We start from the raw sequence: 12,630 nt of genomic DNA, 5'->3' as shown, positions 1-12,630 counted from the left end.
ATGAGAGTAGATGCAAAACCCGAAGGTCCACGCCAGTCGATGTCGTGGTTGCATACCTGGGCCAGTCTGATTTTAGGCTGGCTTTTATATGCGATTTTCTTGACCGGAACCTTAAGCTTTTTCCAGAACGAAATTACCGTCTGGATGAAACCGGAATTTCATCAATCAGTTCCACCAAAGACTCAAATCGAACAAACCCGTGTGGCACTGGCTTATCTGCAACAGCACCATCCGGATGCTGGCAGCTGGGCAATCCAGCTTCCTAACTCACGCCAAAATACTACCACCCTGACTATTCGTAGTGCCGGCGAAGATCCGCGTGCCCGTCGTGGCGGTACCCGCGTGACGATTGACAGCGCCACCGACGAAGTTTTGCAAGCGCGTGAAACACGCGGTGGTTCATTCTTATACCGTTTCCACTTTGAATTGTATGGTTTGCCAAGAATCTGGGCGCGCTGGATGGTCGGCGTTGCGACCCTGCTCATGCTGGTGGCAATCATCAGCGGTGTCATTACCCATAAGAAAATTTTCAAGGATTTTTTTACTTTCCGTCCCGGCAAAGGTCAGCGTTCATGGTTGGATGCACACAATGCTACTGCGGTATTTGCCCTGCCCTTTCACATCATGATTACCTTCAGTGGCTTATTATTATTGCTTTTTACCCTCATGCCCTGGGGCGTAAACCAGATTTATGAAAATCGTGGTGCTTTCCTTCAGGATCAACGTAAGAGTTTGGTTCAAGACAACAGTATTCAGGCTGAATCCCGTGAAAGCCATAGTGAGAGCAAAGAACGTCGACCGCAAGCTGAGAGAGAAAATCGTGGCGAGCGCGGTGAAATGTCTGCACGCAGTGAAGGTCGCCGCTCTCGTGATGAAATGCAAGCTGCACCTCCTGCACCGTTAACCGATCTAGCTCCGATCTTGGCAACAGCCGAAAAAGAATGGAAAAATAATCCGGTGGGTATGATAACTATTATCCAGCCAAATACCGTAAAAGCAGAAATTGAGCTTCGTGCCTTAAACGGAGTCAGCGTAGCTTATCGCAATATTTATCTGAGCCTTGCTTTCAATGGTGTGACTGGTGATTTAGAGCCGGATCAAACCACACTGAAAATGCCTTCAGTCGCAAATGGTATCTATAACGTGTTCACCGCACTGCATGAAGCACGGGGCGTAGATCTGGCTTTACGCTGGTTATTGTTTCTGTCTGGCGTAGTCGGCACCTTGATGATTGCCACCGGCTTGATTCTATGGTGTGTTAAACGTGCACCGCAGCAACAGAAGCAAGGTTATAAATCGTTTGGATATCGTCTTGTGGAAGTCACCAATATCGCTGCCATTATTGGTTTACCTATTGCCTGTGCTGCCTATTTCTATGCCAACCGTTTTATTCCGGCAGACATGGACATGCGTCTGAACTGGGAAATACGTAGCTTCTTTATTGTCTGGTTGCTGACGTTGCTTTATGCCATGATTCGCACTCATCGTCAGGCTTGGCTGGAACTATTACTGCTTGCCACTACCGCATTTGCCTTACTCCCAATCGTCAATTTTCTGACCGGCGGTCAGGCGATCTGGAACACCATTATGCATGGTCAATGGGTCATTGCTTCTTTTGATCTAGCGATGTGGGTGCTTGCGATCTTGTTCTGGTTTTCATTTAAAAAAGTGAAAAACCATAAAGGCTTGTCGCCTAAAAAAGCCAAGGTTGCTCTCAAGGAGAATCAGTCATGATGTTTTTCTTACTGATTTGGGCTTTAACTTCACTGGGTTTCTTTGCGCTTGCAACGTCGATGTCCAAACATCAAAAACAAATTTTTGACACAGAACTCAACCCTGCAAAAACACAACTTGCGACTATTCTCGGTTGGGTATTGCTCATACTCGCCCTGATTCTGTGCCTGTGTACAGGAGCTATCAGCAATATGATCAGTTACTGGCTGGGTAGTCTGACTTTTGCAGCACTGGTGGTCGGCTTAAGCCTGAGTTATCTGGCAAGTAGAATTAAAGTGATCGTAATGTTCTGTGTGTTCATCGCCTCGATCTCAGGGATTCTTTGCTTGATCTAATCATTTGATTGACCAATCTCTTTAAAAAGCTGACTTTCGGATTGGCTTTTTTGCTTTAAACCTTTTAGTCTACACACAATATTTTTGAGATGTTGATATGACCCAGCGTGTTTCTCCCCCTGCTGCCCTGACCAATCTTGCCTTAGCCGGCAATGCTGAAGCGCAATTTGAACTGGCTGAACTGTATATGCAAAGCGAGCATGATGATGACATCATTCTTGCTGAAGAATGGGCGTTGAAAGCTGCCAACGGCGGGCTGGTGGATGCAATGTACTGGTTAGGTGAAGGTTATACCGTTTATGCCAAAGAGTTAGCAGAAAAAGATCCTGAAGAATCCAAAGCTCACTTTGAGTTAGCCTATTACTGGTTAAGCAAGGCCAATATCGAGAAGCACCCTGCTGCGACTTTGGAGCTGGCAGGTTTTTACCGTCGTGGCGATGTAATTGAAAAAGACGTCGAAAAATCGATTGCTTTGGTAAAACAGGCTGCGGAATGGGGCGAAGTTCAGGCGATGCGTGATCTTGCATTTATTTATGCCAATGGTTTAGGCGTAGATGGCAATGAAGAACAGGCTGAGTTCTGGACTCAAAAAGCAGATGCTGCTGAAGCTAAATAAGTAAAAAAAAGCCCATCAGATGATGGGCTTTTTTTTAAGGATTATTCCAACAACCTGAACTTTGGCTGTCAAAAAATTCTATTTCGATATTTGGAGCTACTTTTTCATTTTTTATAAGCCGATAAATTCGATGGCACTCTTCCTGATTATTTTGAAATATAGAAATAGCCACCTTACCTGATTGTTTGTTCTTAAATATCTGCTTTACCAAATGTGATTCCTGCTTGCCTAAGCTCCAGCCATAAATGACTAAATTAGCTTTTTGAGTTATTAAATCTGGTAGAACTTCATAGAAAATAGTACTCAAATAGGAACTACTTTTTATAGATTCAAGCTTTTTAGTTCCCGTACCCTCGGCAACAAATAAAGGAATTTTATTATCTTCCCATTGTGAAGTAATAACTTCTAACAAACCCTCAAAATCCCCTCTTTGAACTTTAGTTTCGGTATTTTTTGCATCTCTGAAAATAGATAAATTACCATGTTGATAAAGACTCAAAGTTACTTCTTTTTCCTTACGAATAGGATTTCTCAAATCTTGCCAATTATTTCTAAATAACCCGCTACCTTGAAAACAATCTTTAAATCTATGCCCATCTTCATTTCTATTTCCATACATTAAAATCCAATACAGGATTAAATCGTAATTAAGGGAGACTACTGTTCTAAATTGTTTTGTAAATTGATATAGCTGAGGTAATTGATCCGCGATATCAGAATGTTCACAATGAACTTCCTTCACCACTTTAATAAGAGCTTGTTTTATATTTTCGTAAGCTGAATCAAGTTTTTGATCAACTATTCCCAAATGCTTATTTATTAACTTCGCATGCCAAACCAATCGTAAAATTAATTCAAAATCAGATGTATCAAACTCAATAAAAAGTTTAGATATATCATCATTAAAAAGTCTTAATTTTTCAGCCTCTTCTTTTAAAGAATCAAAACGAAATTTTTGATGCAAAGCAACACTCGCCCCATTACCAATAATTAAATTGCCATTCTCATAATTATCCTTAATTTCAGCCCAGTCTTTGATTGCATACTCAAAACCATCAGTCATAGTTTATTCTCAAAATTTTCTTATTAGTCAGATATTAATCAATTTAGGATTGGAACAAAATCAATTTCCAAGTACAATACGGCGCTAGTCGAGGGATGCTGCGACGTTTTACAGGCACTAAATGTAAAATCGCTAGGCTCGACCATCGGTCAGACATTCGTTCTGATCAACAACGGCATCCGCGAACAGAACGATCCAATCTATTTTTTCCTAGGAGATCCTGATGAACGCGGTTACTGCTTCATTTACAGATTACAAAGTTGCTGATATTTTACTTGCTGATTACGGCCGTAAAGAAATTAAACTTGCTGAAGCTGAAATGCCAGCCCTAATGGGTCTGCGTAAACGCTACTCGGCAGTAAAACCACTTGCAGGCGCGAAAATTCTCGGCTGTATCCACATGACCATCCAAACAGCTGTTTTAATTGAAACACTGGTTGAATTAGGCGCAGAAGTTCGCTGGACTTCATGTAACATCTTCTCGACTCAAGACCATGCTGCTGCTGCAATCGCTGCTGCGGGCATTCCTGTATTTGCTTGGAAAGGCGAAACTGAAGAAGAATACATGTGGTGTCTTGAACAACAAATCAATGTAAATGGCACGCCTTGGGATGCCAACATGATTCTTGACGATGGCGGTGATTTAACACTACTTGTTCATGAAAAATACCCAGAAGTGATTGAAAAAATTCACGGTGTAACTGAAGAAACAACGACAGGTGTTCAACGTCTGTATGAAATGCTTCGTGATGGCACTTTAAAAGTTCCTGCAATCAACGTAAACGATTCAGTAACCAAGTCTAAAAACGACAACAAATACGGTTGCCGTCACTCACTGAACGATGCAATCAAACGTGGTACAGATATGCTTTTATCTGGCCGTCGTGCACTTGTGATCGGTTATGGTGACGTAGGTAAAGGTTCTGCGCAATCCCTTCGTCAAGAAGGCATGATTGTACGCGTAACTGAAGTTGATCCAATCTGCGCAATGCAAGCATGCATGGACGGTTACGAAGTTGTATCTCCATACAAAAATGGCGTGCAAACTGGCAAGAAAGAAGACATCAATGTTGACCTTCTTCAAAACACTGACCTTATCGTAACTACAACAGGTAACTACCACGTATGTGACGCTGCAATGCTTGATTCATTAAAAGCTGGCGCAGTTGTTTGTAACATCGGTCACTTTGATACTGAAATTGATACAGCTTACCTACGTGGCTACAAGTGGGTTGAAGTTAAACCTCAAGTACACCAGGTGTATCGTTCAGAAAATGAAAATGATTACCTGATCCTTCTTTCTGAAGGCCGTTTGGTGAACCTTGGTAATGCGACTGGTCACCCATCACGTATTATGGATGGTTCATTTGCCAACCAGGTATTGGGTCAAATGCATTTATTCGCTGAGAAATTTGCTGATCTTCCAGAATCTGAAAAAGCTGCACAAATTCGTGTAGAACTTCTTCCTAAGAAATTAGATGAAGAAGTTGCTGCTGCGATGGTTGCTGGTTTCGGTGGTGTCTTGACTCAACTGACTCAAGAACAAGCGGATTACTTGGGTGTTCAAGTTGAAGGTCCATTCAAGTCTGATGCTTATAAATACTAATTTTTGTTTTTACCTCTCCCTAGCCCTCTCCTAAAAGGAGAGGGAAACTTCTATTGTGAAAATAGTTAGAGGGTAAGTTTTAAAGACTTTAACTATCGTAATGGAAGTCCCTTCTCCCTTTGGGAGAAGGTTAGGATGAGGGCAATCCAAAATTACAAGTATTTATAAAAAGGATTTGAACATGTCTAAACAGATTCCAATTTCATTTGAATTTTTCCCGACCAAAACTGATGTAGGTGCGGAAAAACTCAAGGTTGTACATCAAGAGTTACAACTCTTAAATCCAGAATTCTTCTCTGTGACCTATGGTGCTGGTGGTTCCACTCGTGAACGCACCCTGTCTACTATCAATGACTTTAATGGCAAAGGTGCACCTGTTGCCCCTCACCTGTCTTGTATTGGCGATGACAAAGCGCGTATTGCTGAACTTCTAGATCTGTACAAATCTCAAGGCATTGACCGTATTGTTGCCCTGCGTGGTGACTTGCCTTCAGGCCAAGTGGGTTTGGGCGAATTACCTTATGCAGCTGATCTGGTTCGCTTTATCCGCGAACATTCAGGCGATCATTTTAAGATTGAAGTCGCAGCTTATCCGGAAATGCATCCTCAGGCTGAAAGCTTTGACAAAGACATTCAGCACTTTGTTGATAAAGTCAATACAGGTGCCAATGCTGCTTTAACTCAGTTCTTCTTCAATCCAGATGCTTATTTCTATTTTGTAGATCGTATCCAGAAAGCAGGAATCGATATTCCAGTTGCGCCAGGCATCATGCCAATTACCAATGCCAGCAATCTGATTCGCTTTGCTGATGGTACCGGCGCTGAGATTCCACGCTGGATTCGTAAGCAACTGGCAACTTATGGTGACGATACTGCCAGCATTAAAGCCTTTGGCCATGAAGTTGTAGTTAAATTCTGTGAGCGTCTGCTTGCAGGTGGTGCACCAAGTTTGCATTTTTACACCATGAATACTACTGACCCGACCCGTCAGCTGGTCACCGATCTTGGTTTAGCTTAAGCCCTTTATTTCACCGATTTTTTGAGTAGAACGATCAATGCCACGTTTTTATATAGATGCTGATTTAACTGTTGATGTCAGCCTTGAGCTTACGGAAACTGTATTTCATCATTGGGTAAAGGTTTTACGCGCGCAAGTCGGTGAAAGTGCGACCCTGTTCAATGGACAGGGTGGCGAATATGACGTGACTTTAACCGAGGTTGCTAAAAAATCAGCCACCGTCTCGGTCAATGCATTTAATCCTGCCAATCGCACACCAAAGTTCCAGGCTTTGCTCGGTCAGGTGATGAGTAAAGGCGACCGTATGGATTATGCGATTCAGAAAGCAGTCGAACTGGGCGTTTCCGAAATTCAGCTGCTGACTTCGGATCGTTGTGAAATGCGTTTAAAGTATGATCGCGACCAGAAAAAGCTGGATCACTGGCAAGGCATTGCTATTGCGGCTTGTGAACAATGTGGTCTAAACATTGTGCCTGAAATTTTAGCGCCCATGTCACTTGAAAAATGGCTGGATACTGAACTTCCGAACACCAAACTGGTTTTAGCACCTAATAAAGATGAAACAGATGTACTGGCAGATGCGACTTTAGATCTTGCCCTGCTGATTGGCCCCGAAGGTGGCTTGAGTGAGGCAGAAATTAGTGCCGCAAACCAGAAAGGTTTTCTCAACTGGTGTATCGGCGAGCGTGTACTACGTACCGAAACTGCTCCTGTTGTTGCCCTGTCAATTTTGAATTATGTGCTTTAGTTCATCGGATGGGTAAAAATTTGTCTTTAATTTTGTTGATTTTTATTTTTAAGACATCTAATCTCGACTAAAGAATAACAAATACTTATTAATTGATTTCACACATTTCCTGGGGTTTTTATAACAACAATGCACAAGGACGAAAACCGTTTAGGATGAATACAGGCATTGAATCACATGGTTGATAATCAGGACGACTATATTCAGCAGCATTTGCATGATGCTCAAATTGCGAATACGCTTCGCCATAGTCGCTATTTTTTGCTCAGTATCATGGTGATTTGCCTCTATATTTTTTGTATTTATCACATTCAATATAGTCCTTCTAATACGTATTTTAATACCTGGTTTATTCTGACAGAACTTCTGGTCAGCATGTGCTGGCTGGTGAATACGGTGTATTTCAAACCCGAACAATATAATCAGAAAAGTGCGCACCGCTGGTTACAGATGCAGAGCCTTGCAGTCGGAAGCTGTATCGCGGCCGGTATTTATACAATTTATTACTATTTGCCGCAGGCCAATCCTGTATTTGAAGATATTGAAGCACTGACCTTGTCTGCCTTGTTGCTGATTGTAAGCCAAGCATTTGGCCTGACCTACCTGACCCAGAAACTGAGCTATTTTTGTCTGGTCTTTTTGCCGTCCTTATTCCCTTTTTTACTGTCGCAGCTTGACCATGTCGGTCATTCCAATCCCTTTTTTGGTCTGGCCTTAAACTTTGCGCTCATAGTGATTCTGCTGTGCGCGACAAGTAGTTATCGAATTCACAGCCGCACCTCACGTCTGTATGCGGAAAATGATATTTTGGTGAAAAATGCAGAACAGCAAGTGCATTGGACTGATGAACTGTGCCAGCAACTCAAAACTGAAGTCAATAAATCCAAAGATATTGAACAGCAATTACAGCTCAGTAACCAATTGCTGGAGCAAAAAGTACGGGAACGTACCTATGATATTGAACAGATCAATCATGACCTGAAGAATCAGCAGCAGAATCTAAAACTTGCACATGAAATTGCCGGTATTCGGCCATGGGACTGGAATATTCAAGAGCGCAGCATCACCTTAACCAATCATAAAGACGAAAAGATTCTGCGCGATTCCAAAGATCATCATCTGCAATTACAGTATCTGATTCACCCTGAAGATCTGGCCTATTTTAAGCGCAATATGAAGCAGCATCTGCGTGGCCAGATTGAACGCTATGATGCCACTTACCGGATCAAGCTCAGTGAAGGTGGCTGGAGTTGGGTACATGATATTGGCCGGGTGATCAGTCGTGATCCTAAAAATAAAAAACCCTTGCGTATGGTGGGCATCCGTCGTGATATCCAGCAGGAACGTCTGTCTCAAGAACGTTTAAAGCTGGTGGCCAGTGTACTGGAACAGGCTGCGGAAGGGATTTTCATTCTGAATCCTGAATTAGATTATATCGATGTCAATCCTCACTACGAATACCTGAGCGGTTTTGAGCGTGACGAGATTATCGGTAAATCCTTATTTGATATTGCAGTGCAAAATAAATCCCAGCAACGTACTTTTCAGGCCAATATTGTCAAACAGATTCAAAAGATTGGCTCTTATGATGGAGAGGTTTATGCCAAATTTCTGTCTGGCAAAGAATCCACCTTATGGCTGCATATTAATGCCGTGACTGATGATGAAGGCCGGATTACCCATTATATTGGCATCGTATCAGATCTGACTGAACGTAAATTACAGGAACAGCGCCTGTCCTATCTGGAAAATTACGACACACTGACTGACTTGCCGAACCGCTTTTATTATAACTATCAGCTACATCAGTATCTGGTTTCGCAAAAAGACTCGATTAAAGAGATGGCTGTGATTCGGCTTAATATCGACCGTTTCCGCCCATTGAATGAATATCTATCCAATAACGGCGGTGATGAACTTCTACGCCAGGTGGCGCAGCGGCTGCGGATGACCAATGCAGAAGCGCTATTTGTTGCACATCTAAACGGTGATGATTTTGCGATTCTCTATGAAATTTCACATATTCGCCCTTCAGTTCAGCACCATTGTGAACGCATTGCTCAGGCCTTTAGCAGACCGTTTAATATTTACGGTCAGGATCATGTGATTACCCTGTCCATGGGCGTGGCATTCTATCCGGATCATGGCCGTCAGCTGGATTATTTAAATAACTGCGCCGAACAGGCATTGAACGAAGCCAAAAATCTCGGTGGCAACACCATTCATTTTTATTCTAGTGAAAATCATTCATTACAGAATAAAGGGGTTTTCCTGGAACGGGATTTGCGTAAAGCGATCCAGAATAATGAGCTGGTGGTGTATTATCAGCCAAAAATCAATTTTAGCGATCAAAGCATTTATGGCTTTGAAGCGCTGATTCGCTGGAACCATCCAGAAAAAGGCATTATTGCACCCGGGCTGTTTATCCCCTTAGCGGAACAGACCAGCCTGATTTCAGACATTGGCCGTCTGGTGATCCAGCAGGCCGCTAAACAGATTCGCCAATGGAATGATCTGGGCTTTAATCATATTTGTGTATCAGTCAATATCGTGGCGCAGCAATTGCGTCGTGGTCAATTACTTGATGATCTGGACCAAGCCATTGCAGACAACCATATTTCTGGCGCCAGCCTGGAGCTGGAAATTACCGAATCTTCTTTAATTGAAAATTCGGAAGCGGTCAAAAACCTGCTGAATGAAATTAAACAGCGACATATTCATATTGCCCTAGATGATTTCGGTACAGGTTATTCTTCTCTCTCCTATCTTGCTGATTTTCCAATTGATACCTTAAAAATTGATCGCAGTTTTGTTTGCAAGATTGGGGAAAACAAACAGGCAGCGATTGTCAGCGCCATGGTGGCCATGGGTAAAGCCATGGGCATGACCGTGGTCGCGGAAGGGATCGAGACTGAAGAACAGCTAGAATATCTACGTGATTTAGACTGTGATATTGCCCAGGGTTACTTATTTTCCAAACCGCTTCCTGAGCAGGATGCAACCGCTTATTTAGTGCGAGACAAGACGCATCAGACTTATATACCCCAAGTCTAAGTCCATACCCCACCACAATAAGTTTGTTGGAAAAACGGCCGTCTTTGTCTGTCCGAACTGGCTAACAAATGGTATATTCAGGAACATAAATAAATTCTTTGCCCGCTGACCGGGTAATCTTTACAACGATCGAGAGACTGATGGACGAACAATCTTTAAAGCAACAGGCCCTTTACTATCACGAGTTTCCTACCCCGGGGAAAATCAGCGTTACACCAAGCAAACAATTGGTCAACCAACGTGACTTGGCCCTTGCTTACTCGCCTGGCGTAGCTGCACCATGTCTTGAGATTGAACGCGATCCTTCAACTGCTGCATTGTATACGGCTCGTGGCAACCTGGTTGCTGTAGTGACCAACGGTACTGCCGTGCTTGGCTTGGGTAATATTGGTCCTTTGGCTTCTAAACCAGTGATGGAAGGTAAAGGCGTATTATTCAAAAAATTCGCTGGCGTTGATGTATTCGATATCGAAATTGCTGAAAATGATCCAGACAAAATTGTGGATATTGTAGCTGCATTAGAACCGACTTTTGGCGGGATTAACCTTGAAGATATCAAGGCGCCAGAGTGTTTCTATATCGAGCAAAAATTGCGTGAACGCATGAATATTCCAGTATTCCATGATGATCAGCACGGTACTTCGATTATTGTCGGTTCTGCGCTCCTCAACGCGTTACAAATCAACGGTAAAAAAATTGAAGACATCAAGATCGTGGCTTCAGGCGCGGGTGCTGCTGCACTGTCTTGTTTAAATCTGCTTTGCGCTCTGGGTGCTAAAAAAGAGAACATCATCGTTGCCGATTCACGCGGTCTGCTGACTACACATCGCGAAGGCCTGGATGAATCTAAGAAAGCCTATGTACAAGACATTGAAGCTACTCAGCTTGGTGACGTGATTTCAGGTGCAGACATGTTCCTTGGTCTTTCTGCTGCGGGCATTTTGACCAAAGAAATGGTCAAGGTCATGGCTGAAGATCCGATCATCTTTGCCTTGGCGAACCCGGATCCAGAAATTCTGCCTGAACATGCGCATGAAGTTCGTGATGACGTGATCATGGCGACTGGTCGTTCTGACTATCCGAACCAGGTGAATAACGCACTGTGCTTCCCATACATCTTCCGTGGTGCGCTGGACGTTGGCGCAACCACCATTAACGAAGAAATGAAAATTGCCTGTGTCCACGCGATCGCGCGTATGGCACACGTTGAAGCTGATGCGGCGACTTATGGTGAAAAATCGGCATCATTTGGCCGTGAATACCTGATTCCGGGTCCACTGGATCAACGCTTGATCCTAGAGATTGCACCTGCTGTGGCACAAGCAGCAATGGATTCGGGTGTTGCGACACGTCCAATCACAGATTTCTCGCATTATCGTCAACGTTTGTCTGAGTTTGTCTACAACTCTGCATTCATGATGAAACCAATCTTTGAACAGGCTAAATCTGATCCTAAACGTATTGCTTATGCGGAAGGTGAAGACCTGCGTGTACTTCGTGCAGTTCAAATTGCAGTAGATGATGGTTTGGCAATTCCAATTCTGGTGGGTCGCCCAGCTGTCATTGAAGCTAACATTAAAAAATTGGGCCTACGTCTTGAAGATGGCGTGAATATCACGATTGTTGATCAGGAAAAGAACCCGAACTATGAAATGTTTGCAGACGATTACTACAACATCATGCAGCGTAAGGGTGTAACGCCTGAATATGCACAGCGTGAAGCACGTCGCCGCTCGACCCTGATCGCAGCGATGCTGGTGAAACATGGCATGGCAGACGGTATGCTGTGTGGTACGTATTCAAGCTACGATATTCATCTGGACTTCGTCAGCAACATCATTGGCAAGAAAGATGGTCATAACACTTTCTTTACCCTAAATGCCTTGATGCTTGAAGACCGTAACCTGTTCATTGCCGATACCTATGTCAACACCAACCCAACGGCTGAACAGCTGGCTGAAATGACCATTCTAGCCGCTGAAGAAGTTCGCCGTTTTGGTATGACGCCACGTATTGCCCTGCTTTCTCACTCAAGCTTCGGTTCAGACCAGCATGATGCCAGCGCGCAAAAAATGCGTAAGGTGTATGACATCCTGTCTGAAATCGCGCCTGAGCTGGAAGTTGAAGGTGAAATGCACGGTGATGCTGCACTGGATGAGAACATTCGTCAGTTTGCATTCCCGAATTCACGTTTCAAAGGCTCTGCAAACCTGCTGATCATGCCGAATCTGGATGCTGCCAATATCTCGTTTAACCTGTTAAAGGCAACTTCAGGCAACAACGTAACGATTGGTCCAATTCTGTTGGGTGCTGCGAAACCTGTGCACATTTTGACGCCGACTGCGACTACGCGTCGTGTAATCAACATGACCGCACTCACTGTTGCAGAAATCCAGCAAGCGGAACAAGATGCACTTTAAGCCAATGACAAGATAACGACGCATCAGCCTCGTTTC

At 43.5% G+C, this 12,630-nt stretch carries 9 protein-coding genes; 8 read left to right on the top strand and 1 reads right to left on the bottom strand.

The window, feature by feature from the left end:
* The 3 genes from J7649_RS00300 (at position 1) to J7649_RS00290 (ending at position 2,685) form a co-directional block, all read left to right on the top strand.
* A complete protein-coding gene (locus J7649_RS00300; RefSeq protein WP_219308784.1) occupies positions 1-1,734 on the top strand; it encodes a PepSY-associated TM helix domain-containing protein in 1,734 nt (577 codons plus the stop codon).
* Positions 1,731-2,069: a DUF3325 domain-containing protein gene (locus tag J7649_RS00295; protein WP_180086270.1), complete on the top strand. Its 339-nt coding sequence runs from the start codon at positions 1,731-1,733 to the stop codon at positions 2,067-2,069. Before J7649_RS00300 ends, J7649_RS00295 begins: the two co-directional genes overlap by 4 nt.
* A gap of 97 nt (positions 2,070-2,166) precedes the next feature.
* Positions 2,167-2,685 carry a tetratricopeptide repeat protein gene (locus J7649_RS00290; RefSeq protein ID WP_180086272.1) on the top strand — a complete coding sequence of 173 codons (519 nt, stop codon included), beginning with the start codon at positions 2,167-2,169 and terminating at the stop codon, positions 2,683-2,685.
* Between the two features lie 34 nt (positions 2,686-2,719).
* On the opposite strand, the gene J7649_RS00285 is transcribed toward J7649_RS00290, so the two are convergent.
* A complete protein-coding gene (locus tag J7649_RS00285; protein WP_224215610.1) occupies positions 2,720-3,748 on the bottom strand; it encodes a DUF4917 family protein in 1,029 nt (342 codons plus the stop codon).
* Between the two features lie 223 nt (positions 3,749-3,971).
* Here J7649_RS00285 and ahcY point away from each other — a divergent pair, with 223 nt between their 5' ends.
* From ahcY to J7649_RS00260, 5 genes are all read left to right on the top strand, one after another.
* Positions 3,972-5,354, top strand: coding sequence for an adenosylhomocysteinase (ahcY, locus tag J7649_RS00280; RefSeq protein ID WP_219308782.1), 1,383 nt, complete (start codon positions 3,972-3,974; stop codon positions 5,352-5,354).
* Between the two features lie 181 nt (positions 5,355-5,535).
* Positions 5,536-6,372 carry a methylenetetrahydrofolate reductase [NAD(P)H] gene (gene metF, locus J7649_RS00275; protein WP_085064772.1) on the top strand — a complete coding sequence of 279 codons (837 nt, stop codon included), beginning with the start codon at positions 5,536-5,538 and terminating at the stop codon, positions 6,370-6,372.
* A 37-nt stretch (positions 6,373-6,409) separates the two neighbouring features.
* A complete protein-coding gene (locus J7649_RS00270) occupies positions 6,410-7,120 on the top strand; it encodes a 16S rRNA (uracil(1498)-N(3))-methyltransferase (protein ID WP_005265841.1) in 711 nt (236 codons plus the stop codon).
* 177 nt (positions 7,121-7,297) lie between these two features.
* Positions 7,298-10,174, top strand: a complete 2,877-nt coding sequence (locus J7649_RS00265; protein WP_219308780.1) for a putative bifunctional diguanylate cyclase/phosphodiesterase — start codon at positions 7,298-7,300, stop codon at positions 10,172-10,174.
* A 140-nt stretch (positions 10,175-10,314) separates the two neighbouring features.
* Entirely contained in the window at positions 10,315-12,594 is a 2,280-nt protein-coding gene (locus J7649_RS00260) for an NADP-dependent malic enzyme (RefSeq protein WP_004645736.1), read from the top strand.
* Positions 12,595-12,630: the final 36 nt, after the last annotated feature.

It is taken from the genome of Acinetobacter lwoffii (genome assembly GCF_019343495.1).
In the GTDB taxonomy this organism is placed as follows: Bacteria; Pseudomonadota; Gammaproteobacteria; order Pseudomonadales; family Moraxellaceae; genus Acinetobacter; species Acinetobacter lwoffii_P.
This window is presented reverse-complemented; position numbering and strand designations above follow the sequence as displayed.

Coding starts and splice junctions, on each gene's coding strand:
- J7649_RS00260 (WP_004645736.1), top strand. CDS start 10,315: ATGGACGAACAATCTTTAAAGCAACAGGCCCTTTACTATCACGAGTTT.
- J7649_RS00285 (WP_224215610.1), bottom strand. CDS start 3,748: ATGACTGATGGTTTTGAGTATGCAATCAAAGACTGGGCTGAAATTAAG.
- J7649_RS00300 (WP_219308784.1), top strand. CDS start 1: ATGAGAGTAGATGCAAAACCCGAAGGTCCACGCCAGTCGATGTCGTGG.
- ahcY (WP_219308782.1), top strand. CDS start 3,972: ATGAACGCGGTTACTGCTTCATTTACAGATTACAAAGTTGCTGATATT.
- J7649_RS00295 (WP_180086270.1), top strand. CDS start 1,731: ATGATGTTTTTCTTACTGATTTGGGCTTTAACTTCACTGGGTTTCTTT.
- metF (WP_085064772.1), top strand. CDS start 5,536: ATGTCTAAACAGATTCCAATTTCATTTGAATTTTTCCCGACCAAAACT.
- J7649_RS00265 (WP_219308780.1), top strand. CDS start 7,298: ATGGTTGATAATCAGGACGACTATATTCAGCAGCATTTGCATGATGCT.
- J7649_RS00290 (WP_180086272.1), top strand. CDS start 2,167: ATGACCCAGCGTGTTTCTCCCCCTGCTGCCCTGACCAATCTTGCCTTA.
- J7649_RS00270 (WP_005265841.1), top strand. CDS start 6,410: ATGCCACGTTTTTATATAGATGCTGATTTAACTGTTGATGTCAGCCTT.